The 23,189-nt window shown below is 67.1% G+C and carries 17 protein-coding genes; 5 read left to right on the forward strand and 12 right to left on the reverse strand.

Features of this window, described 5'->3' with window-relative positions; all coding sequences use genetic code 11:
- Positions 1 to 143: 143 nt before the first annotated feature.
- The 6 genes from hypE to MJD61_14790 form a co-directional block, all read right to left on the reverse strand.
- Entirely contained in the window at positions 144 to 1,190 is a 1,047-nt protein-coding gene (hypE, locus tag MJD61_14765) for a hydrogenase expression/formation protein HypE (protein MCG8556531.1), read from the reverse strand.
- A complete protein-coding gene (hypD, locus tag MJD61_14770; protein MCG8556532.1) occupies positions 1,187 to 2,347 on the reverse strand; it encodes a hydrogenase formation protein HypD in 1,161 nt (386 codons plus the stop codon). Before hypD ends, hypE begins: the two co-directional genes overlap by 4 nt.
- On the reverse strand, positions 2,344 to 2,586 hold the full coding sequence (locus MJD61_14775; GenBank protein MCG8556533.1) for a HypC/HybG/HupF family hydrogenase formation chaperone: 243 nt from the start codon (positions 2,584 to 2,586) through the stop codon (positions 2,344 to 2,346). Before MJD61_14775 ends, hypD begins: the two co-directional genes overlap by 4 nt.
- On the reverse strand, positions 2,577 to 4,802 hold the full coding sequence (hypF, locus tag MJD61_14780; protein MCG8556534.1) for a carbamoyltransferase HypF: 2,226 nt from the start codon (positions 4,800 to 4,802) through the stop codon (positions 2,577 to 2,579). Before hypF ends, MJD61_14775 begins: the two co-directional genes overlap by 10 nt.
- Entirely contained in the window at positions 4,799 to 5,086 is a 288-nt protein-coding gene (locus MJD61_14785) for a hydrogenase maturation nickel metallochaperone HypA (GenBank protein ID MCG8556535.1), read from the reverse strand. The genes hypF and MJD61_14785 overlap by 4 nt, the downstream gene beginning before the upstream one ends.
- Positions 5,087 to 5,365: 279 nt before the next feature.
- Positions 5,366 to 6,187, reverse strand: coding sequence for an Hsp33 family molecular chaperone HslO (locus MJD61_14790; protein MCG8556536.1), 822 nt, complete (start codon positions 6,185 to 6,187; stop codon positions 5,366 to 5,368).
- A gap of 189 nt (positions 6,188 to 6,376) precedes the next feature.
- Between MJD61_14790 and grxD the strand changes: the two genes are divergently transcribed.
- The gene (grxD, locus tag MJD61_14795) at positions 6,377 to 7,297 is read left to right on the forward strand and encodes a Grx4 family monothiol glutaredoxin (GenBank protein MCG8556537.1); all 921 of its coding nucleotides are present in this window, start codon (positions 6,377 to 6,379) and stop codon (positions 7,295 to 7,297) included.
- 13 nt (positions 7,298 to 7,310) lie between these two features.
- Here grxD and MJD61_14800 read toward each other — a convergent pair whose 3' ends face one another.
- The 6 genes from MJD61_14800 to MJD61_14825 form a co-directional block, all read right to left on the reverse strand.
- The gene (locus MJD61_14800; GenBank protein MCG8556538.1) at positions 7,311 to 10,526 is read right to left on the reverse strand and encodes a hypothetical protein; all 3,216 of its coding nucleotides are present in this window, start codon (positions 10,524 to 10,526) and stop codon (positions 7,311 to 7,313) included.
- Positions 10,527 to 10,683: 157 nt separating this feature from the next.
- On the reverse strand, positions 10,684 to 12,438 hold the full coding sequence (locus MJD61_14805; protein MCG8556539.1) for a protein kinase: 1,755 nt from the start codon (positions 12,436 to 12,438) through the stop codon (positions 10,684 to 10,686).
- Positions 12,439 to 12,446: 8 nt separating this feature from the next.
- A complete protein-coding gene (locus MJD61_14810; GenBank protein ID MCG8556540.1) occupies positions 12,447 to 14,300 on the reverse strand; it encodes a hypothetical protein in 1,854 nt (617 codons plus the stop codon).
- Between the two features lie 164 nt (positions 14,301 to 14,464).
- Positions 14,465 to 16,009, reverse strand: a complete 1,545-nt coding sequence (locus MJD61_14815; GenBank protein ID MCG8556541.1) for a carboxypeptidase regulatory-like domain-containing protein — start codon at positions 16,007 to 16,009, stop codon at positions 14,465 to 14,467.
- A gap of 98 nt (positions 16,010 to 16,107) precedes the next feature.
- Positions 16,108 to 18,030 (reverse strand): ATP-dependent DNA helicase, encoded by a 1,923-nt coding sequence (locus MJD61_14820; GenBank protein MCG8556542.1) that lies wholly within the window; start codon positions 18,028 to 18,030, stop codon positions 16,108 to 16,110.
- Positions 18,031 to 18,213: 183 nt separating this feature from the next.
- Complete coding sequence (locus MJD61_14825) at positions 18,214 to 19,815, reverse strand: hypothetical protein (GenBank protein MCG8556543.1); 1,602 nt, start codon at positions 19,813 to 19,815, stop codon at positions 18,214 to 18,216.
- A gap of 331 nt (positions 19,816 to 20,146) precedes the next feature.
- On the opposite strand from MJD61_14825, the gene MJD61_14830 reads away from it, so the two are divergent.
- The 4 genes from MJD61_14830 to MJD61_14845 form a co-directional block, all read left to right on the forward strand.
- Positions 20,147 to 21,220 carry a COX15/CtaA family protein gene (locus MJD61_14830; GenBank protein MCG8556544.1) on the forward strand — a complete coding sequence of 358 codons (1,074 nt, stop codon included), beginning with the start codon at positions 20,147 to 20,149 and terminating at the stop codon, positions 21,218 to 21,220.
- Entirely contained in the window at positions 21,217 to 22,110 is an 894-nt protein-coding gene (cyoE, locus tag MJD61_14835; GenBank protein MCG8556545.1) for a heme o synthase, read from the forward strand. Before MJD61_14830 ends, cyoE begins: the two co-directional genes overlap by 4 nt.
- An 81-nt stretch (positions 22,111 to 22,191) precedes the next feature.
- Entirely contained in the window at positions 22,192 to 22,809 is a 618-nt protein-coding gene (locus tag MJD61_14840) for an SCO family protein (GenBank protein ID MCG8556546.1), read from the forward strand.
- Positions 22,806 to 23,189, forward strand: a 384-nt coding sequence (locus MJD61_14845) for a DUF420 domain-containing protein (protein ID MCG8556547.1), incomplete at its 3' end; no start/stop codon positions are given. The genes MJD61_14840 and MJD61_14845, both read left to right, overlap by 4 nt.

Below are 23,189 nucleotides of genomic sequence, written 5' to 3' on the forward strand. Positions count from 1 at the left end.
CACCGATACCAAGCTCCGTACCGCCTTCGACCAGGTCGACAGAGCCATCGAACAGACATGGCAAAAGCAGCGACTCGCCGCCTGAGACCCAACCAAAACTTGACTCATCCGTCAACGAAAAGCCGCCTCAAGGCACCCTAGCGCTAGCAAATGCGGGGTAGCTGCTCGCCGGATAGCATGTCGAGCACCCGCCCGCCGCCGATGGCATTGGTCAAGATCACGCGCCCGGGTCCGGATGCCAGGATTTCGCCGATGCGGGCGGCTTGCGGGCAACCGTGCTGTCGCAGGACAATCAGCGCCCGTTCGGCGTCGGCGGCCGCGACCACCGAGAGGAAACGGCCTTCGCTCGCGACGTAGAGGGGATCGAGACCCAGCAGCTCGCAGGCGTCGGCGACCTGCGAGCGGATGGGGATGTCGTGCTCGCGCAGGCTGATGCCAAGGCCGGATGCACTGGCGAGCTCGCACAGCGCGGACGCCAGGCCGCCGCGGGTCGGATCACGCAGGAAGCGCACCTCGATATCGGCCTCGAGCAAGGCCGCTACGGAGTGTACGACCGGCGCGACATCGCTTTGCAGGGGCGTTTCGTGCTCGAGGCCCTCGCGCACGCTGAGCACGGCCATGCCGTGGTCACCTACGGGGCCGCTCACGAGCACCGAGTCTCCGGCCCGCACGGCCCGTGGCCCAACACGCCGTGGAACAATGCGGGTGCCAAGTCCGGTCGTGGTGATGTACACGCCATCGCCTTTGCCGCGCTCGACCACCTTGGTATCGCCCGTTACCACGCTCACGCCCGCTTCACGGGCCGCCGTGGCCATCGAACGCACGATGGATTCCAGATCCGACAGCGCAAGGCCTTCCTCGAGCACGAATGCAGCGGCAAGGTGCCGGGGACGTGCCCCACACATGGCGATGTCGTTGACCGTGCCGCACACCGCGAGCCGGCCGATGTCTCCGCCTGGAAAGAAGAGTGGGCGTACGGTGAACGCATCGGTCGTGACCGCAATGGGACCGGCCAGGTCCAGCAGGGCGCCGTCATGCTCGGTGTCGAGGTCCGGGCACGAGAGCACTCGGGCGAACAAGCCGTCGATCAGGCGATGCATGGCGCGGCCACCACCGCCGTGTGCGAGGACGATGTGCTCGTAGCTGGAAAACGCGGTGGGACAGTACATGCTGCCGGTATGGCTCGTCATCGCGCCTTGCCAGCCAGGTCGAGTCCCGTGCGATCCGCAACGGCTCTTGCTGGACGGCCCCCGGCGCGTGCTGCACCGGGTCGAAACCGGAAGTACGCGGCGCAGGCACCCTCGGTCGAGACCATCGGTGCCCCAAGCGGCGTCTCGGGGGTGCATTGCCGGCCAAACGCCTGGCATTCGATCGGCTCGAGGCGTCCCCTGAGGACCTCTGCGGCTCGGCAGGCGGTGGGCTCCGGCATGGGAGCCGCGATGGGCCCGTGCACCCGGGTCGCATCGAAGTCGGCAAGCTCCCGGCGCAGCTTGAGGCCACCTCGTTTGACCGGGCCGAGCCCCCGCCACGCTACGTCGGCCACCTCGAAGACGCGATCCACCATGGCACGGGCCAGTGGATTGCCGTCGGGCTTGACCGCGCGCTCGTAGCGGTTCGTCACGTCCGCTTGCCCCGCCTCTAGCTGGCGAACGACCTCGCGCACGCCGAGCAGGATATCGAGCGGCTCGAAGCCCGTTACCACGATCGGAACCCTGTAGCGGGCGGCAAGGGCCGGATACTCGGACGTGCCTTCGATGGTGCACACGTGTCCGGCGGCGAGGAATCCCTGCACCTCGTTATCCGGCGCCGAGAGCAGGAGCTCCATGGCGGGCGCGACCCGCACATGAGCAACCAGCAGGCTGTAGTTGCTAAGCTCCAGTCTGCGGGCCAGCTCGACCGAAAGCGCGCTGCTCGGTGCCGTGGTTTCGAAGCCCACGGCGAAAAACACCACCTGGCGCTCCGGGTTCGCGCGCGCGATTTCCACGGCGTCGAGCGGTGACAGCACGAGCCGAACGTCCGCACCTCTTGCGCGCACCGCAACCAGGTCGCCGCCGGGGCCCGGCACCCGCAGCATGTCGCCGAAGGTGCACAGCGTGACATCGGGTTTGAGCGAGAGCAGCTGCGCATGTGCGATCACCTCAACAGGCGTAACGCACACCGGGCATCCCGGTCCGTGCACCAGCTTCAGCGAGTCGGGCAGCAAGTCGTCTATCGCATAGCGAGCGATGGCATGGGTCTGGCCGCCGCACACCTCCATGATCTTCCACGGCCGCGTGCAGGTGGCGGCCAAGGTCGCCGCGGCGCGCCGGACGCGTTCCGGTTCGCGAAACGGCTCGACGTACTTCACGAATCCTCTTCTCCTGCCTCGACCGATCGTAGCAGCTCGAGCGAACGCTCGGCCGCCTCCTCGTCGAGGCGCTGCAATGCAAAACCTACGTGCACGATGACATAATCACCTACTTCGGCTTCCGGCGTGTAGGCCAGGCACACTTGGCGCACGATCGAGCCGAACTGGACGCGGGCGAAAGGCATCCCGCCGAGCCCGTCGAGCCGTTCGATGATCCGTCCTGGCAGCGCTAGGCACATGCGGAGCTCGAGTTTGCCACCCATGCCTGCCCGAGCGCGAGCCCCCCGTCGCCCGGCGGTACCTGCTCTCCGATCAACGTGCGTACGTCGTGCTCATCGAGCAGCGCGACGGACTGGCGTAGCAGCAGCTCGTTTTGAAAGCAGCCGCCTGAAAGCACCACCACGCCCGCGGCGTGCCGTTGGCTCACTCGCAGAACCATGGAGGCCAGGGTAGCGTGGAAGCGCGACGCCACACGGACGGCGTCGCGACGTTCGCTCAGCATCGCGGCGAGCATCGGCCGCCAGTCGATGCTGCTGCCCGCCAGCGTGAAGGGATAAGGTGGCGCGCTCGGCTCGGCGAGCGCTTCGAGCGCCATGGCGGCTTCGCCTTCGAAGCGTGACCGTTCCGCTACCCCGGTTAGTGCTGCGACCGCATCGAACAGCCTCCCCACGCTCGTGGTTTGTTGCGCTAGGCGTGCCGAGGCCGCCACTTGCGCAAAGCGGGCGAGCTCGCGCCGAGCCGCGGGCGGAGTGACGCCCGCGCTCACGAAGAGCCCGGCGAGCGCGCGCCGCCCGTCGCGCGCCGCGGCATCCGCACCGGGCAAAGGAAAGGGGCGCAGATGCGCGACCCGGCGTGCGCCCGAGGGATCGACCGCTATCGCCTCTCCACCCCAGACGTGGCCGTCGCGGCCGAGCCCGGTGCCGTCCCACGCGAACCCTAGTGCAGCCTTGTGGCGGTGCTCGGCCAGCACCGCAGCGATGTGGGCGTGATGGTGTTGCACCCGGACCACGGGGCGACCGCTCGCCTCGGCCCAGATACTGGTGGCGTAGTCGGGGTGCAGGTCCGTCGCGATCACGGCAGCGCGCATGCTCAGGTACTGCTCCAGATCACGTATGGAGGCCACCATGGCGTCGCGAGCGGGTGCCGTGTGCAGGTCGCCTGTCTCCGGCCACAGTACGGCACGTCGGTTCGAGGCCAGCACCGCAGCCTGCTTCAAGTGTCCGCCCAGTGCGAGCACGGGTCGCTCTGCGCCGTTGAAGTCGAGCGAAAGCGGCCTAAGGCCGCGCGCCGCACGCAACGTTCGCATGCGTCCGCATACGATCTGCACCACCGAGTCGTCGGCGCGCCGCACGATGGTCCGATCATGGACCAAGAACACGTCGGCGACGGCAGCCAGCCGCTCGAGCGCCTCGGCGTCGCCAATACAGATCGGCTCCTCGTGCAGGTTGCCGCTCGTACAGATCAGCGGTACTCGGGCCTGACGCGCGATCAACAGGTGCAGCGGCGTTGCGGGCAGCATCAGGCCCAGGCGCCGCTGCCCAGGCGCCACGGCGGTGGCTACGCCGGTGCCGCGCTGCTTTGCGAGCACGATGGGAGCGGCACGATGGCGCAACGCTCGAGCCTGCTCTTCATTGATGTATGCGAGCCTGCGCGCCGCCTCGAGATCCGCGACCAGCACGGCCAGCGGCTTGCCGGGACGCCGCTTGCGCGATCGCAAACGCGCGACCGTGGCTTCTTCGTCGGCGCGAGCCACGAGCTGGTAGCCGCCGAGGCCCTTGAGGGCCACGATCCGGCCTCGCCGAAGCACCCGGACCGCGGCCTCGAGCGCCTGGCGGCCGGTACCCAAACGGCTGGCGTCCGCTGCAAGCAGCCGCAACGTGGGGCCGCAACGTGGGCACGCGATGGGCTGCGCGTGGTACCTGCGGTCGTGTGGATCGTCGTACTCGCGAGCGCAGTCGCCGCACATCGAAAACGACTGCATCGAGGTCCGCTCGCGATCGTAGGGTGCGCTGCGCGTGATGGTGAAACGTGGGCCGCACGCCGTGCAGTTGGTGAACGGGTAGCTGTGGCGACGAGAGGCCTCGTCGTCGACTTCGGCGATGCACTCGTCGCATACCGCGAGGTCCGGGGGGATCCCGAAAGCAGGGGCTGGCTTCACAGGATCGACAGGCGTTGTCTGGTCACTGGGCGCGATCTGGAAATCGCGCTGGCCGATTGCAGCTACCTCGCGCCAACGGATGTCCTGGACTCGCGCCGCGGCCGGCAGCTCGCCGCGCAGCCTGCGATCGAAGCGTTCGAGGTCGGTCCGTGTGCCCTCGATCTCGATCTGCACGCCATCCCGGGCGTTGCGGACCCGACCGCCAAGCGACAGCTCCGCGGCGAGCTTGGCTACAAGGGGACGCAGACCCACGCCTTGCACCGTGCCGCGAATGCAGCCGGCACGCCGTACGGTCACCGGTCAAGCTCCGGGATCGCGCGATCCGCGGCCTCGCATGCTGTGACCTCGATCCCCGTGATCTCGACGCCCGTGGGCTCATCGGGCGCAGCGACTACGTGCAGCTCGATGCCCGCAAGCCCCAACGCGGCCAGCTCGATGGCGAAGTGCTCTCGCAAATGTCCCGGCGTGCCGCCGGCAAGGGCACCGAGCCTGACGTGAACGGCTCGCAGCTCCCCGCCTCGCTCGCGCGCCTGCGCCCGAGCGATCTCGATCAGCCTGCGTATCAAGCCGCTCTCGTGCACGAGCGCGTTGTGGCAGACCGGGCGCAGACCGTCCAGCGGCTGCCCGGTCGCCTTCGGAGCTCAAGGGCAAAACTCGTCGCCGCGGCTCGAAGCTGGGCTCCGATCGAGCGCGGTCGCGCCCTGGGGCCTTGCGCTCCGAGCGTGTGACGCTGACTTTGCCCGCCGAGCTGGTCAAGTGCGTCGATCGGCTCGAGAAGAACCGCAGCCGCTTCATCAAGGCCGCGGTAGAACACGAGCTTGCGTCAGATTATTGGGGGTGTCTTGTTTCATCCCCGCTAACTAGCTTTGCTGCAGCAGGCCGAGGAGCTGTTGCGGGCTGACGCGGTACTCCTTTCCGCAGTAGTCGCAGGCGGCCTGGACCACGTCGCCCTCGGTTATCATGGCCTCGATCTCGGAGCGAGGAAGGATCGCCAGGCTCGCGATCACGCGGACGTGGCTGCAGTGACACTGGAACCGTACGGGTCTCGAGTCGAGAAGCGTGAAAGGCATGTCGGCGAGCAGCAGCTCGAGGAATCGGCGTATATCGCTAGCCTGCCTCAGAAGCTCGGCCGGGTCGGCCAGTGTGCTCAGGCGCTCGGTCATGGTCGTAAGCGCGTCGTGGGGTAGCTCGGGCAGCAGCTGCACCACGTAGCCGCCGGCACGAGGTCGCCGATCCGGGCCCAGGGCGCAGGAGACCGCGATGGCGGACAGAACCTGCTCCGAGGTTTGCATATACGTCATCAGCGCGCGGGAGAGGCCGCCCCGTTCCGGCGCTCCCACCACGCCGCGGTTGAGGCTGCCGTTGGGCAACGTGCGCATCAGCTCGAGCGTCGCCCCCGCGCCAAGCTCGAACTCGCGCGGCTGTTGTAGCCCGGAGACGAGTCCACGCGTCCCGCCGTCTGGAAACGAGTCGGCCACCAAGCGGCCCTTGCCCTTGGCGTCCAGCAGGATGGCCTGCACCCGCAACGAGGGCGCCATGGTTTCTCGGAACAGTATCGAGCCGGTGAGCAGCTCGCCCAGCAGTCGTGCTGGAGCTCCGTCCGCCCGCTGCGCATGGATCGCGGACCGCACGGTATGCGAGGTGGAAGCCACGACCACCCGGAAGGCACCGTCGTCTGTCATGGCCCTTACGACCCTGTCGCTACTCGACACCGAAACTCCCCACATTCTCCTGGGTCGCAGCAGACCGATCCAGCGTGCTTCCCAGCGATGCGGGCTAGTGTAGCGCGAGTAGGGCCTGGCGCCTGGGCCCCGCTCGATGGATTGACGTTCCAGGTCCCTCGTCCTATGTCGGCAAGGCTGGAGGAACCCATGGCCCTTGATGAGGCACTGCGCGCGCGAATCCAAGATCTTGTCGAAAAGAACCGAATCGTCCTGTTCATGAAAGGCTCGCGCCACATGCCCATGTGTGGCTTTTCGGGTTCGGTCGTGCAGGTCCTCGACGAGCTCGCCTCTGAATACACCACGATCAATGTCCTGAGCGACCCTGCTCTTCGCGAAGGCGTCAAGGAGTTCTCGCAATGGCCTACCATCCCTCAGCTCTACATCGAGGGGAAGTTCGTCGGTGGTCGCGACATCGTGGTCGAGATGCACGCTGCAGGTGAGTTGCATGAGATGCTGGGCCTCGATCCGCCGCAGGGGCAGGTTCCTTCCATCAGTCTGAGCGCTTCGGCGGTCGAGGCGGTCCGTCGTGCTGCCGAGGGCCAGCAGGGCGACCTGCGGCTCGAAATCAGCAACGACTTTCAGTACGCGCTGTCGATCGACGAGCCACAGCCGTCGGATCTGCGCGTGCAGGCGAGCGGCGTCACGGTCCTGCTTGATCGCGGCGCGGCACAGTGCGCCGACGGCCTGCGCATCGACTACGTCAGCGGCCAGAACGAGGGGTTTCGCATCGACAATCCCAACGAGCCTCGACAGGTGGTCCAGCTTGCGCCGCGCGATCTCAAGGAGATGATGGACGGGCGGGAACCGTTTCGCCTGCTTGATGCGCGCACGCCCGAAGAGCAGGCAAAGGCCAGCCTGAGCGGCGCGACCCTGCTGGATGACGCCTCTCTTGAGGGAATCGAAGCGCTGGACCGGGATACCCCGCTCGTCGTTTACTGCCACCACGGGGGTCGCAGTCAGCGCGCCGCCGAGTATTTGCTGAGTCAGGGCTTCAGGAGCGTCTACAATCTGGCGGGCGGTATCGACGCCTGGTCTCGACAGGTCGATCCCGCCGTGCCGAGGTACTGAGTACCGGCACAGGCTACTTTTTCGTCTTGAGGCGTTTCCGAGCGGTCTTGTTCCCCAAGCGGGCGCCTTTTCTCCATGCCCGGCGCGCCAGCTTCTTGTTGCCCGCGAGGTGGTAGGCATCGCCGAGCAGCAGCTGCGTGGCGCCCCCGCTGCGACGCCGCACGGCCCTTTTCGCCCAGCGGACCGAACCCTTGCGGTCCTTTCGCTTCAGCTTGGCGAGCGCCATCCCCATGGTGGCCCGTACCGAATCCGGGTCGGCTCGCAGCGCTCGGGTGTACTTGGCCTCGGCCGCCGCCAGTTTTCCGGCCCGACGCAAGGCATGACCCTGCGTGGTTAGCAGGGCCGCCCGGCGCTTTGCGCGCGCTTTGGCCGTAACGCTGGCCGACCTCGAGCTCTTGGCAGCGGCGGCCTGCGGGTTCCTTCCTCGTACGATGGCAGGCTGCGGTTGTTCGTGCTCGGCTTCCCGACTCGCGCCTGCTCGCAGCTCCTCGGCGGCTCCTGCTCCGGCCGCCTCCTCGGCGGCTCCTGCTCCGGCCGCCTCCTCGGCGGCTCCTGCTCCGGCCGCCTCCTCGACCCCTGCTCCGGCCGCCTCCTCGGCGCGGGGCTGGTCGGTCGCGCTCGCTGCCGGAGCCGATTCCTCTGCTCGCGCCCCCTGCGTGGCGGCATCGTCAGGGCCGGAGCCCGACAAGGCGAAGATCAGCACCAACAACGGCGCGGCCACGGCAACGGCCAAGCCGGCCGCGACTGCGCTGCGCGGCATCTTGGCCAGCGCCTCGATCTCGTGTACGCGATCCACGAGCAAGGCGAGGCGCTCGCTCGCTTCTTCGAGGTGCGCGCGCGCGCGGGCAACCAGCCGCTGCGCAGGCGTGGGGAAGGGCTGGAGCGGGTCCATGGCGGCCACGTCTCGAGCCTGGGCTGGCCGACTCGGTCCCGGCCCCGGTGGCGCAACCTGCGCAGCCGGGCCCTGCACCAGCGGGGCTCGTGGCTCGGTGGCCGCTCCCCAGGGATTGTCGCCGTACCGGGGCGCCGCTTCAGGTTCGGGCTGCTCGTACAAGCTCCCCAACATCTGCTGCATGCGGTGCTGATCCCAGTCGATGGTCTCGTGCTCCTCGAGCTCTACCTCCGAGTCACGAACGTCCAAGGTTGCGTCGGGGCCGGCCACCGGTTCGGGCGGCCGCGTTCCCTGGTTCGTGCTCACCGCGGGTACGGGCGGTGGTGCGGGCCCGAGGTTCGCGCGCCCGCCCGCCTGTCGAGGTCCCTGCGGCGGGGCGACCGGGCCAGGCGGGGGCTCGCGCGACGGCATGCCGGGCAACGTGCTCGCAGGGTGTGCGGTCTCGAGTACTGCTCGCTGCTCTGCCAGCGGGTCGCCGGCTGGACCCTGGTGCTTCGTGGGATGCGATGCCTCGGGCGCTCCCTGCTCCGGTGGAGCCATACCGAGCAGCGTGGCGGCGGGGTGCGCGTAAGGCAAGGCCGGATCCGCTTCGGTGGCTTTGGGGGGCGCCGCCTGGAGGTCGGAGCTCTCGGGTCTTGCCCCCGTGCTGACCGGCACGGTAGCCGGCACTCCAACCAGCGTCTTTTTGCGAACGGGAGCCGGGCCGCCCGGCGGGGCCGCCCCTGGTGGGGAAGCGAGCGAACTCAGCTGCTCGAGCGAGGCCTCCGGCTTGCGGGCTTGGTCGCCCCGCAGCTCAGGATGAACTTCGCCGCCCCTCCAACGTGCAGCGGCTGGCTCCGGTGGATCGCTGCGCGGCCGTCGCATAACCGCGGTGGGATCCTGATCGGGGCCGGCGGCAACCTGCTCTGCGGTCACTTCACGCTTCCGAGCGCGTGCCTTGTTGCGGCCGGGGGCTGTGGACGTGCGCGATCGCGGCGCAGGTTTGGGAGCCGCTCGCCGCAGCGCCGCATCAATGGGCAGCATGAGGTTGCTGCGCTCCGGTTCGCGGTTCGCGCCCACCTCAACGCGCCCCACCTCCAGCGAAAGCAGCAGGCTCAGAGCCTCGGTTCCGCTGGCCGCGAGCTCTTGATCGGAGAGCGCGGATGTGACCATGCCGCGATTCAGCGACACCTGCACGCGGGTGTCTCCTGATCGCACCGTGACGTGGCGCGGCTTGCGATCGTTGCCGAGTGCCCGCAGCATGCGGGCCGGCCCCGTCACCTCCAGCCGGGCACCGAATTCGCCGGCCTGCGCGCCTTGTTGGATGAGGTCCTGGTCCCCTGCGCGCATCGATTCGATCGCGGCCGCAAGCGCGTCCACCTGCGGTCGAGAGCCACCTGCTGGCCACAACTGCCCGTGGGGCACCAGCAGCAGGCCCGCCCAGCGCAAGCGGGGGTGCTGCCGCATCGCGCTCCATTGCTGGTAGCACGCTCCCTCGAAATCGTGTGGATCCACGATCACGACCTCGGGATCGAGGTGCTGCGCGCGCGACAGCTCGCGAGCCTGGGCGCCCACGGTCAGCACCTGCGCGTTGCGTTCCCTCAGTGCCACCGCGACTTGGCGCGCACGCTGCGAGTCTCGGTCGATGATCAGAATTCGACGCGAACGCAGCGAGCCCGGCGGCCGGTTTACCAGCGCGGGGTCCAACGCCCCAAGCTGCGTGCTTGGCAGCTGCTCGAACACGTAGCGCACGCTGTCGTGTCCGCTGAAGTTCTCCCGCACGCGCGAGACGAAGTCAGTCACCGGCGTGATGAGCGGCTCGCCGGCACGCAGTGCCAGGCGCAGGCTCTCCTCTCGATGGGATCGATCGGATCGATCCGGTCTCGGGGGCACATTCACCGAGACGATACCGCTGCGGCGATCGCGGCAAAACAGGCCGATGACCCGATCCAGGGTCGCGATCTTGGCTTGGCCGCTGGTGAAACCGGGCTGCTCCGACAGTGCAGCGAGGACTTCGTGGATTCGCCGCGCCATATCGTGGCGCGACAGGCGCCAGCTGACCCGCGCGATCGGGCCCATGGTCAGCCCGCCGCCGTAGGGATCGGATGAAGGATCGTCGCTGAGCAAAACCACTGGGGAGGCGGCGCTTTGCGTCGCCATAGCCAGCTGCTTCACGAGCTCTTTGCGTTTTGCCTTGCCCGAAGAGTCGCTCACCAAGATGGCATCTGCTGCAGCTCCTGCCGCGGCCTCCACGCTGTCGTGGAACGACGCAAGCCGCACATCGATCCCCAGAGCCTTCAGAGGTAGTGTTAGCGACTGAGCGTTTTGCTCATCGTCGTCGACGAGCAGTGCCAGCATCGTCCTGCAAACTCCCGTCGCTTCCCCCGACTGTGCATTCGATCCTCGTATCGACAAGCCGATACCCCAAGATCATAGCGTGTCCGATCCCGGCAGGCTTTTCAACGCCTGTGTGATGGTGCGTCACCATGGCACATGTCGTGAGAAGTCACCTGTTTCAGCGCAGTCGGCGTGCGGTAATGGGGATGCTGAAACTGATGGCTTGCGGCTGCGGCCCAAAGTGAGTTCCGCGCGACACCAGCAGCAGGCACCGGCCCAGGGGAGTCTCGTTGAGCGCGCTCGGCTCGAGCTCTGAGCGCGTGACGCGGCCTCGCGAGTCAACCTGGAACTGCACGCGTACCTGCGGCCGTCCGCTTAGCGTCTGCGCGTGGCGCTGAAAGCACTGCTCCACTGCTGTTTGGCGCTTTCGAAACGCGCGCGAGAGCGTGCGAAGATCGGGATCGTTCGGTCCCCGATTTCGCCGCTTTGCGCGTTTCGGCTTGGTCTTGACCGCCAGCTTTTTCGATGGTGTCGCGCCTGGAGCCTGCGCGATCTCCGGGCTCGCGGTCGGGGCTCTCCTCGGCTCCAGGGGGGGAGCCGGCGGTCTTGCAGGTGACCCCGCTGTCGCTTGGCTCGGTTCGGCCGGCCGCGCTGCCGGTTGCTCCGCATGCGGCTGTTGCACCACGTAGATGGCCTGGGGGTCGTGTCTGTTCCTGCTCACAACAAATGCGCCAACCACCCCGACAAGCGCCAGCCCGGCCAGCAAGAACTTCCAGGTCGCTGCTCCGCGTGCCGTTGCGGGACGCTGTACATCGGAAGTCTCGCGCAGATCCTGCACCTGTTCCTCGTCAGGCAGGGAATCCGTGTCTTCCTCTTCCTCAAGTGCCAACTCGGCCTGGTCACGAGGCCCATCCGCTTGCTGTGCGATGCCTCGCCATGCACGGTCCCGCACCTCCAAGGGCTCGAGTCCCAACGCTTGCGGCATGTCACCGTGGAAGTCCTCGCGAGTGCGTTCCGCCAACCGGGCCGCTATCTCGTCTGCTGGCTTTGAGCGCAGCGCGATCAGCCGCTGGCTGAAGCTGTGCGCGCTTTCGAATCGCTTGCGCGGAGTTTTCTGCAGCGCCCGGCTGACCACCTCATCGATCGCCTCCGGGGCATCGTCTCGCAGGGCGTGGATCGATGGCGGCTGGTAGTTCATCACGCGCTGAAAGGTCTCGCGCATTTCGCGGCCGCGAAAGGGATTCTTGCCGGAGATAAGCTCATAGAGCAGCACGCCGGCCGAATAGACGTCGCTGGCGGGCTCCGGCTCAGCACCCCCAAAAGCTTCCGGTGCGGTGTAAGCGAGCTTGCCCTTGAAGCGACCGTCCTGTGTCTTGAATTCGTTGGCCTCGCCGAGCATCCTCGCGATGCCGAAATCGAGCAGCTTGACGCGCCCGTCCGTCGACAGGAGGATGTTGGACGGCGAGATGTCCCGGTGCACGATGGGCGTTGGCTTGCCATCCGGCTGCGTGAACGTGTGCGCGTAGTGAAGCGCGTCGAGTATCTGCGCAACGATGTGCAACGACCAGTCGACAGGCACCCGGTGGCGTTTGAGCCGGTTGTAGTAGAGCCATTGCCCGAGGTGGTAGCCTGGCACGTACTCCAGCACCATCATGTACGCGCCGTCTTCGTGTCCGAAGTCGAGGACGCTCACGATGCCCGGGTGCTCGAGGTTCGCCATGATGCGCGCTTCACGAATGAACATTCGGGCCATGTTTTCGTCGCCCGTCAGGTCTTCTAGAATGCGCTTGACCACGACGGGCTTGGCAAAGCCAGCTGCACCTTCGGTCCGAGCAAGATAGACAACGCCCATGCCGCCGCGCGCGAGTCGCTTGACGATGCGATAGCGCCCAAGGACCGTGCGGCCCAGGACCTCGGACTTGGACTCCGACATGGATTCGTTCAAGGGGACGCTCCCGCCGGTCTCCGAACATAGTAGTGCACCCCGCGCTTTGGGTGCGCGATCCGGATAATCAGCGAGCGAGCGTCGCGTGGCACCTCCACTTCGCCTTCGAAGCGGTGATAGCGGTCCATATCGAGCGCCGCCCCGCCCACGGAAGCCTGCCAGCCCGCAAGCGCGACACCGCGTATGGCCACGGTCGCACCGGCTGCAAAACTGCGGTCGGCCGGCTCCCTGAGGCTCGCAGCAGGAGCAGCGTTGTCAAAGCGAATGCGCAACGTGGTAGGTTCGGAACGTTCGCCTCCACCAAGGACCCGGAACGTCAGTTGATGCTGCCCCTCGCCGAGCACGCCCGACTTGAAGGCGTGCCGGGCTCCATCGGAAGCAAACGCGCGCGTGCCGCGACCCAAAGAAGTCACCTCGAGCTCGTAGCCGTCCGCCTGGGGAGCCGTCGGCCAACGTACGCGAATCGCGGGAAGCCGATTCTGATACATCACGGTGTAACGGCGTCCGTCCGTGTCCACCTCGCTCGCGGGTGCCGTCGCGGGCAGCCGGGCGGTGCCCGGATCACGCAATATCCTCAGACGGCCACGCGCTACGGTGCGCCCGCTGGCTCGGCCGCTTCGTAGACAGCGTACCCGATAGCCGTGCGTGCCGGCATGCAGTTTCACATGAACGTGGCTCTTTCCGCTGGCGCGAGTACGACTGCGTCCTGCAACGCGCACCTCGGCGCCGCCCGGGCACTTGAGCGCGGTGGCAAACGCGAGATCGAGCGGCGGCCGCGGATCGTGGATCGCGGCGGACTCGCCGGCCGGCAGCGCCACCTCGGCGTGCTCCGGCCCGCGTGTGTCCAAATCCGCCGTCTCGGAATCCGACGTCCGATCCGACTGTGCACTGGAAAGCCGCCAGCTCTGGCCGGCGCGCACGGTGTGCACTCCTCCCGCATGACGCACCACCAGCGTGCCCTGCTGCACTCGAAGCCGGGTGTCACGGGCCGTGTTCACCCGCAGGATCGCGCTCGTGCTCTTGTCGGAGCCGCTCTGCGTCGCGATCACCCCACCCGGTACCTTGATGGACACACCATCGCTGGCCCGTCCCAAGCTCAGTTTGCCGCGAGTGATCTGGACGAGGGCTCCCTCGGCCCCTCCGACGACGTAGCGGCCCCCCCCGAGTGAGGCTGCCTCGTCTCCTTTGCGCAGTTTCACACTGCCGCGGCGTTTGACGCGAAGCTCGCTGTGCTCCGCCAGGTTGTGCTCGCCCGGACCCAGCCGACGCCACGCACTTGCTCCTGGTACGCGGCTGCTGGCCGCTCGGCCGCTGACCACGGCCGTGATCGACGCAGGCTCCTGCGCGGGTTGCTCCGGCGGGTGCTCTTGCGCCCGGTTGAGCGCGAAGCGCTCGATCTCGGCGGAGCCAATGGCCACCTCGATACCTTGCCCTGCCTGCACCTCGTGCGTGCTGCCGTGCGTGAGCTCCACCCGAGCGCTGCCCACGCTCACTTCGTAACGCACGCTGCCGCCGGTCCCGATCACGCGCACCCGGGAGTTGGGTGCGACCGTGGCCGGTCCGATCTTGGTCAGAAAACGCATGGCGGCCGGGCCAGCGAGCAGCTCCGCGCCGCCTGTCACAATCTCGACGCCCGTGTTCGAGGCTCCAGAGCCCGTCGGCGCCGACGCAGACAACCTGACCAAGCTGCCCGAGCCCACCCGAAGCTGCCCTCCCGCGCTGAACTCCAGTCTAGCCTGCGCCTGTTCGCCGGTGCGCAGCCCATCTCCAAGGGCAAAAGTCGCGCCGACCACGGCCCCTTCCCATTGGTTCAGTTTGTCCGCCCAGTCGCGATCAACCGCGTTGTGCAACTCAACCAGCTCGGCGACCGGCTCAGCGCCCGAGCAGTCGCACCCCGACGCGCTCGAAAACAAACAGACTGTGCCCAAAAGCAGCAGCGATGGTGCGACGCAGGTCCACCGTGTAGTCGACCGCCCGCTCCTTGGGCGTGGCTGCGGGCCTTGAAATGTGGGACTCATCGCCGGCGATCCCGACCTCCCCTTCGGCGCTTCTTGCGTAGGTCCACGTTCAGGATGGTGACCCCGTCTTTTTCGACGCGCGCGGTACGTCGTTGGGTTCGATAGCCCACGCTTCGGACCGTGACCTGGTAGTCCCCAGGCTCCACCTCGGCCTCGAATCGGCCTTCATCGTTCGTGTGGACCTCGAGCCCGAGCGGCTCGATCTGCACCGAAGCCTCGAGCCCCTGACCCTTGAAGGAGCGAACCAACCCCCGCAGCTGCCCGCGGTGGGGAAGCGCCACAAGCCCGACCTGAAAACTGGATTGTGCATCCAGCTGCAGGCTAACCGATTCTTGGTAGGGTTCGAAACCGTCTGCAGATACGGTCAACGTGCCCGAGCCGATGGGCAGCGGGGCAAGCTCGAAATGTCCCTCGGCGTCGCTTTCGACCTGCCGGCTCTTGTCAGCCACGGCCAGCTCGATCCGAGCCCCCGCCACCGGCTGCCCTTCCGTGCCTCGCACCGTTCCGCTCACTGCCACGACCTTTGGCGGTTGCGGTCTCCGAGGCGCTTTGACCTCGGGCTTGGCCGGCGTTGGCTGCGGGCGCGCGATCCGAACGCGCGCCGCCGGGGGCGCAGGGCGGTAGCGCAAGCCAAACTCGAGACCCACCCGCGGCTCGATTGGGATGAGCGGGTCGAGCGGCTTTCCGGGCTCCAGCTCGGGCCTGCCGCTCAGGCCCACCTCGGTCATGACCTCGAGCTGCAGGGCTTCCGTCAGGGCGTGCCTGAACCCTGCGGTAACGCGGGCCGGGGATTCGCCGCTGGGTGCCCCCTTGCCGACCAGTACTTCACCCGTGAGCTCGAACACGAACTGGCTGGCTCCCAGCCGGTAGAGCAGCCCGAGCCCGAGCAGCGCCGAGTTGAACTCGCTCACGCCCAGCGCCAGCGAGTCGTTCGTGCTCAGGATGCCTGCGGGCCTGGATTTGGCGCTCGAGTCCAGACGAAAGCCGCCTTGTGCCCCAAGATAAAACGACCGGCTCACCAGCCAGCTGAGCAGCAGCTTGCTGTCTACGGTGGTGGCCTCGGGCTCTACGGAGGGGAAGTTGCTTCCCACAAGCCACACATCCACCTCGGCGCCCAGGTGGAAACGGTCCGAGGCAGCCTGACTGACACGGAGCAGCACACGCGGCTCACCGACTGCTCCCGCATCCCCGTCTTGGTGTCGGTCGAGGCGGCCGTCGAAGCGTAGCCCAAGCTGCAGCCAGGGGGCCGCGGGAAAACTCAGAGCCGCGCTTCCCTTGATGCGGTGGTGGACGCCGTCGCCGGCGCTCAGTCGCTCCGTCAGGCCATAACCGGTGCCGAGCGCGATCGCGGGCCCTCGCTCCGCCGACACGGCAAGCCCCACACGGTACAACGCCGGCATCGCCGCCGAGGAGTCAACCTGTGCAGCGACCTGTGGCTGCCCGTCCCTGGAGCCGCTTTGGGCCTGTGCGTCAGGCGCGCGAGCGAGCAGAGCGACGGCGGCGAGCAGCAGACCCACGCTCACTGTCCTCAGCGCTGCCATGGAATCCTCCATGCTATCAGAGGCGCAGACTACTGGCGCGTCTATAGCGGCATCTGCAGGCCGGCGCCCGTCCAAAATAGGTATGGATCGGCTTCCTACTAGCTCTGGACGCTACGGACCGCTTCGAGGAAGCGGGCCCCGTAACGATCCGCTCGGTTTTGACCGATCCCGTGTGCAAGGCGAAGCTCGTCTGCCGTCCGAGGCCGCAGCTGTGCGATATCGCGAAGTGTGCGGTCGCTGGCTATGACGTAGGGCGGAACCGCCTGAGCTCGCGCGAGCTTTAAGCGCTCGAGCCGGAGCGCCTCGAATACTTGCTGCCCAACACTGTCCAGCGGCTGCCCGCCCAGCTGGCGTTGGACGCGCTTGCCCGGCCCTCGCGCTCGTACGCTCTCGGCCGGGGGCAGCAACACGCGCGCTGGCCGGGAGCCGCGCATGACCTCGCGTCCCTCTGCGGTCAGATACAGCGTGGGCCGGGGGTGGTTGCTGTAGCCGACCCAGCCTGCCGTGACGCAGCGGCGTACCACCCTGGTGAGCCAGCGCTCCCCGTGCTCGGAGAGCACGCCGAACGTGCGCACCTGCTGCAATCCAGCCGATGTCAGTCGAGGGTCCAGCTGACCACGCAGCAAACGTATCAGCAGGCCCATGCCGAAGCGGTGGTGGATGCGTCCGACACCGCTCAACACCTTGCGTACGATCAGGCTGACTTCTTCCGAATCTTGCTCCGACTCGCCGGTCATTCGCTGGCACTCGTCGCATAGACCGCAGCCCGCGAGCTGTTCGCTGGTGTCGTCGAAATAGCGAAGGATAGCATCGTGCCGGCAGCTGCCACCTTCGATCCAGCGCACGAGCTCTAGGAACAGGTTCCACTTGTGCTCGACGACGTTGGGTTCGGGAGCGTGTCCGTCGGGAGCAAGTTCCAGCAGCCGCCGCCGCAGGGGGAGGTCTTGGCCGCTCATCAGCACCAGCCCGTACGCCCGCTGGCCGTCTCGTCCGGCCCGTCCCACCTCCTGGTAATAGGCTTCGACCGAGCCGGGTGGCGCGAGGTGGATCACGGCGCGCACGTCCGGGCGGTCAATGCCCATGCCAAAGGCGTTCGTGGCGACTACCACGTCCAGCTTCCCTTGTGCGAAGCCCAGCGAGCAAGACTCGCGCTCCGCGGCTGCCAGCCCGGCGTGGTAGCAGGCACAACGGTAACCTGCCCCTTGCAGGCGCACGGCTTCGGCCTCGGCGAGCTTGCGTGTGGGCGCGTAGACGATGGCAGCCCCCTGGCCCCGGGGGGGCTCCTTATGCTCGCCGGGCCGGGTCCCGAGAGCGCGTCGCAGCATCGCATCCACATGCCCGGGCCGCTCGCGCGGCCCCTCGATCTCCAATGCGTGCAGGGCCAGATTGGGGCGCGCGAAGCCACGGACCAACTGCGGCGTGTCCGGGCCCAACCCAAGCCGCGCCACAATCTCGTCGCGCACCACGGGCGTGGCCGTTGCGGTGCATGCCAGAACGCGGGCCCCAGCCTTGCTCGCGATCAACTGGCCGAGCTGCAGATAATCGGGGCGGAAATCGTGTCCCCACTCGCTAATGCAGTGCGCTTCGTCCACAGCGATGAGCGCGACATCCATACGCGCGAGCAAGGCACGAAAGCCAGGCAGCGCGAGACGCTCGGGCGCCACATAGATCAGGTCGAAGCCCCCGCGAGCGACCTGGGCCATGCGCCGGCCGATCTCAGCAGGTTCAAGCGTCGCGGCAAAGTAGGTGCACGACACCCCGCGACTGCGCAGCGATTGCACTTGATCGTGCATGAGCGCCACCAGCGGCGAGACCACCAAGCTGACGCCGGACAACATGGTGGCCGGCAGCTGGTACACGAGGCTCTTGCCCCCACCGGTCGGCGCCACGAGCAGCAGCTTGCGCCGCTCGAGCAGCAGCTCGATCGCTTCGCGTTGCCCCGGCCGAAACTGGGCAAGACCAAGACGCCGAAGAGCGCCGTCAAGCTCGCTCGCCTCGCTACCGGTCGCCTGGGCGCTCAAGACTGCCACATCCCGTTATCGACCACGGCGACCCAGTGTTGCACGACCTACATGGTGTTTGTACCTTGCCTGGCCATGGTCGTAATCGCGGGCGCCCCTGCACCCCGCGATTTTCGAGAGGATCTTCCCCTGGAGGGCGGACGGAGGGCCTCGGGATCAACGGGAGTATTTTGAAGACACTCCCTAGTACCGCTCGATCATGGTTGCAAAGATCTCGACCCGAACGCCGTGAAGCACGAGCGTCGCTCGCTCTGCCTCGCCCGTGCCTTCGGGCAGCGTGAACGTGACCCGCTCGGCCTGCTCGTCCGCGTCTTTGATGACGCTCACCGCCAGACGTGGACTGGCCTGCCCGTCTACCCAGACTTGGGCGTAGGAGTCGGCGCCGACGACCTCGCCCGGCTCCGTCAGGTCCCCTGGGACCTCGAACCAGGTGCGGGTCTCGTGGATCCGGTTCGGATCGACGCTGACGTAGCCCTCGAAGGAGCGCCGGCTGAGCTCGAGCTCGGGCGCAGCGGCGCCAGGTGCGGCCGTGCGCGTGAGCTTCTTCGTCACCTCATGCAGCTTGCCCACGGTCCAATCGGCGATCCAGCGCGGCCGGCAATAGCCCATGAAGTCCTTCCACTCGTCCTTGTGCATGAGCTCCCCTGGGCTCAAACGATACCCCTGCTGGCCGGTCAAACCGTCCTTGTACGGGAAGCTCGGGTCCACGCTCGATGGGCCCCCGCAGTCGATATGCGGGCGCTCGTGGTTGTGGCCGAACTCGTGCGCCACCGAATCCATCTTCGCGTCGATGGAGTTCGTGTAGCTACCGTAGTTACCTAGATTGAAAGCCAACCTCGAGCACGGCATCAGCGTGCTGGTGCGGCCGGTGGAGCTACCCCCCTTGCTGAATCCGGTCTTCGAGCGATCGATGATCGCCTGATAGAAAACTCCGAGCTTCGCCATGTCCTTGCGGCAGATCCGGCCGAGGGCGGTCCAGATGGGGGCGTTTTCGGATACGCCCATCATCACGCCCTCCAGCTTCGTTGGTCCCCTCAGGTCCATATTCACTTTTTGGACCGGGAAGATGTCGTACAGGTAGTCCTCGAGGTTCTTGGCCTCCATGGCGCCGTGATCGGGCGTGCTGCCGGCCAGGGTGGCCGGAAGGACGACCACGGTGAGCTCGGACCGGGTGTCGTCGACCTCGACCGGCAAGGTGTCGGCGGCCGGGAAACGCGCTGGAGGCATGGGCGGGGCGCCCGGCTCGGGGGCCCCTTCGTAGAGCTCGATCGTGAGCTGCATGCCGGCCTTGACGTCGGCGGCATCCAGCTTCCAGTTGAAGGCTTCATCTTCGGGCACCGAACCGCTGTCGAGCGGCTTGGTGCCCTCCTTGACCATCTTGGAGTCGCTGAACTGCTTCGTGCCCCCGTCCGCGTGCGTCACGGTCAGGATGCCCTCGATGGAACGCTCCTTCCAGCCTGTGTCGAGCTTCCAGTAGCCGCGCACCAACGCTCTGCGGCCACCAACCACCGGGGCGACGATGTCCTTTTGGGGGGTCGGCTTGCCCCCTTTCGCGAGCACCGCGGCAGATGCCTGGTTGAGCTCGACCCGCACGATCTCCACGCCCTGAGCGCCCACGGTGGGAATGCCGATCGGCGGCGGGCTGCTCGTGCCAGGACCGCCGCCGCCCTCTCCCGAATAACCCCCGTCGGACCCGCAGGCCATCCCGGCCAACGCGACCAGCGCCGGGGCCCACAAACTATACAAACGAGCAGTCTTCGATCCGCCTGGGTCTTCGGTGGGCATGGCTTCCTCTGAAGTAGGCAAAGTGTAATTGGCACCCAAGTGTAGGAGAATTGGGTCTGCGCGGCCACCGAGCCGGAATATGCGGGGGCGTGGGGAGCAGATACGCCACGACCCCCACAAACGAGTCGCTTTCGTTAGTGAAGTCGGCGCACGCGGCGTGGATGGTCGACCAGGCGCGTGATGTTGAGGTCACTCATGAGCCACGGACCCGTGTCCTATGTGACCGACGCGGGGTGGGACCCGTCCCCGCACGCTTGACGCTCCCACAGGCTTCTTGCATAAACACCACCTGTGCTGCCGTAACGGGCGGTTGCGCACGAAGCGACCGACCATGGGTCGGTGCACCCTCGACGGCGAAGCGATGTTCGTCTACCGATTTGCGCTGCTCACGGCAATACTGACGTTTGCGCTATTGCTGCTCGGAGGTGTCGTGCACACCACCGACTCGGGGCTCGCTTGCCCAGCGTGGCCCCTGTGTTTTGCAGAGCAAGACCAGCTGATCCCCGATGAGATGGGTCGCAAGCCGGCTATCGAGTACTCGCACCGGTTGCTGGCTTCCGCAGTAGGGCTCGCAACCATCGCGCTGCTAGCCGCGACAGTGCGCGCCCGCCGCCGCAATCCGCTGCCGTTCCGACTCGCTGCCGTTGCCGCACCGCTGGTGGTGTTCCAGGGCGTCCTGGGCAAGATCACTGTGGAAAACGGGCTTCCCACCCTCGTTTCGACGGCCCACATGGCAACGGCCCTGGTTTTCTTCGGGCTGCTGCTCGTGATCGCGCTCCGCTCCCATCCCGGGGTGGAGCGCTGGTACGCGGCGAGCGTGCCCATGCCCTCGCGCGGGTCCGGCGCCGATCGTGGCAGGCGCTTGTTTTCGCTGGCCCTCGGCGGACTCTATGCCCAGATGCTGCTGGGAGCGTTGGTCCGTCACAGCGGCGCCGGATTGGCATGCGGCACCGACCCGCTCCTGTGCGCGGGCATCCTATGGCCGCCTTGGGGCCCGGGCCAGCTCCAGATGCTGCACCGCGCCGGGGCGGTCGTAGCGGCTGTCCTCGTGCTCGCCGCAGTCTGGCACCTGCTCAGAAACCGGCGCGACCGGCTACCGCTGCTGCCACGGGTGGCTGCAAGGCTAGCGATCGGCCTCGTGTTCGTGCAGATCGTGCTTGGCATGGGCAGCGTGATGAGCGCACTGGAGATCGCAACCGTCACAAGCCATATGGGGCTCGGGATACTACTGTTCGCCGATGTGCTGTTGCTGTGGCATGCAGCCGGCCCCCTGCAGGCGACAGGCGCGTCGCACACGCTCGGGGCTTCGCATGAGCTCCCCGGTGGCGTGACCGCCGGGCAGCCTCGAGCGGCTCGGGCTCTCGGTCCGATGTTGAAGACACCCCCTAGCCTGGATTCCGCATGAGCGCGTCGGTTGGCAGCTTGGCCGCAGAGCAGAGCCCGTCGTCGCTGATCCGCGATCTTTGCGCACTCATGAAGCCGCGCGTCACTGTACTGGTAGTGGCCACCGCGGCGATCGGTATGTGGCTAGCCCCCGATCCCGTCCCGCCCCTCGCCGCGGTCCTCACGGGCTTGGCTATCGGGCTGGTGGTCGGATCGGCCAACACGCTCAACTGCTGGCTAGAACGGGACGTGGATGGCTTGATGAAACGCACCCGCATGCGTCCCCTGCCTCAAGGCCGGCTCAGGCCCGCCACGGCCCTCGGCTTCGGACTCCTGCTTGCGGCGGTTTCCATCCCCATGCTCGTGCTGGCCACCAACTCGCTGACCGGCCTGCTCGCGGCCACGGCGCTCGTGAGCTACGTGGCGATCTACACCCCGCTCAAGCGGCGCAGCGCCTGGGCCCTGCCGGTCGGCGCTATCCCCGGTGCCATCCCCCCGTTGATGGGATGGACTTCCGCCACAGGCAGGCTTGATGCCCCCGGCCTCGTGCTGTTCGCGATTCTGTTCCTGTGGCAGCTGCCGCACTTCATTGCGATCTCCGTCTACCGCAAGAGCGAGTACGCGGGCGCCGGGCTCAAGGTGTTGCCGGTTGCGCTGGGCGACCGCGCTGCCGTGCTGCATGCGGTCGCCTACGCGGGAGCGCTGGTGCCGATCACGCTGTTGCTTGTGCCGCTCGGAGCCGCAGGCACGTTGTATCTGTCCGGTGCGGCTGTGTTGGGCCTGGCCTTCTTCACCCTGACGTTAGCCGGCCTGTGGCAGCAGCAAAGCGCTCGCTGGGCCAGGCGGGTCTTCTTGGCCTCGCTGCTGTACCTGCCGCTGCTCTTCGTGCTGCTCGCGTTCGACGTGGCCTGAGCTTGCACGCTCGCCGTAGTTGCTGCTCTTTACGTGGCCTGCGCGGTACGACTCTGCTACGCACAACGATAGGTCTGCGTCATGAGTAAGAGGGCCCTGATCCGCCTGGTCTTGGTGGTCGTGTTCGTTGGCGGCGTGTGGTGGGGTGCCACCGATGACCGGAAAGACCCCGCGCAGAGCCTGCCCCGCATAGCCAAGGTGCCCGCTTTCGATCTGGTCGATCAACATGGTCGCCAAGTCAACGGCGCGACGCTTGCGGGCTACCCGTGGATAGCGAACTTCATCTTCACCAGCTGCCCGACGACCTGCCCGTTGCTCACGGCCGACATGGCCAGGTTGCAGCAGAAACTCAACCCGAAGACCAGGCTGCTGCGCTTCGTGTCGTTCTCCGTCGATCCGGAACGCGACACGCCCGCCAAGCTCAAGGCGTTCGCACTGAAGCACAAGGCGGATCAACGCAACTGGTTCTTCGTAACGGGACCGGCACAGCACGTGCACGAAGTGATCGTCAAGGGCTTCAAGATGCCCCTCGATCGGCGCGAGGACGCCAAGCCCGGTGAGGAGAACATCCTGCACGGGAGCCACTTCGTGCTGGTCGATCACCGAGGCGTGATTCGAGGCTTCTATCGGAGCGACAAGGACGGGCTGCGGCATCTTGCCTACGACGCCGAAATGCTCGCAACCCGATCCAAGACATGAGCGCCTTCGCGCTCGCCACGCTCAACGCAACACTCAACGCCACGAGCGCGCTGTGCCTCCTGTTGGGGTTCCGGGCCATCCGACGCAAGGAGGTCAAGTCCCATCGCGCGCTCATGCTTGCGGCGTTCAGCGCTTCGAGCCTGTTCCTCGTAAGCTATGTGAGCCGAATGCTGATCTACGGCGACACGCGCTTCAGCGGGCAAGGCGGCGTACGCTACGTGTACTTCGCGATCCTGATCAGCCACGTCGTGCTGGCGCTGGCCGTGGTACCCATGGTGCTGCGCAGCTTGTACTTGGGCCTGCGCATGCGCACCCACGAGCACCGCCGTATCGCCCGCTTCACGTTCCCGATCTGGACCTACGTATCCGTCACAGGCGTG

The sequence above is a fragment of the Pseudomonadota bacterium genome (assembly GCA_022361155.1).
Lineage (GTDB): Bacteria > Myxococcota_A > Polyangia > Polyangiales > JAKSBK01 > JAKSBK01.

What these genes read in the sequence shown, in the direction of transcription:
- hypE (MCG8556531.1), bottom strand. Translation starts at nt 1,190, where the DNA reads ATGACGAGCCATACCGGCAGCATGTACTGTCCCACCGCGTTTTCCAGC.
- MJD61_14775 (MCG8556533.1), bottom strand. Translation starts at nt 2,586, where the DNA reads ATGTGCCTAGCGCTGCCAGGACGGATCATCGAACGGCTCGACGGGCTC.
- MJD61_14790 (MCG8556536.1), bottom strand. Translation starts at nt 6,187, where the DNA reads ATGACAGACGACGGTGCCTTCCGGGTGGTCGTGGCTTCCACCTCGCAT.
- grxD (MCG8556537.1), top strand. Translation starts at nt 6,377, where the DNA reads ATGGCCCTTGATGAGGCACTGCGCGCGCGAATCCAAGATCTTGTCGAA.
- MJD61_14800 (MCG8556538.1), bottom strand. Translation starts at nt 10,526, where the DNA reads ATGCTGGCACTGCTCGTCGACGACGATGAGCAAAACGCTCAGTCGCTA.
- MJD61_14805 (MCG8556539.1), bottom strand. Translation starts at nt 12,438, where the DNA reads ATGTCGGAGTCCAAGTCCGAGGTCCTGGGCCGCACGGTCCTTGGGCGC.
- MJD61_14815 (MCG8556541.1), bottom strand. Translation starts at nt 16,009, where the DNA reads ATGGCAGCGCTGAGGACAGTGAGCGTGGGTCTGCTGCTCGCCGCCGTC.
- MJD61_14825 (MCG8556543.1), bottom strand. Translation starts at nt 19,815, where the DNA reads ATGCCCACCGAAGACCCAGGCGGATCGAAGACTGCTCGTTTGTATAGT.
- MJD61_14830 (MCG8556544.1), top strand. Translation starts at nt 20,147, where the DNA reads ATGGGTCGGTGCACCCTCGACGGCGAAGCGATGTTCGTCTACCGATTT.
- cyoE (MCG8556545.1), top strand. Translation starts at nt 21,217, where the DNA reads ATGAGCGCGTCGGTTGGCAGCTTGGCCGCAGAGCAGAGCCCGTCGTCG.
- MJD61_14840 (MCG8556546.1), top strand. Translation starts at nt 22,192, where the DNA reads ATGAGTAAGAGGGCCCTGATCCGCCTGGTCTTGGTGGTCGTGTTCGTT.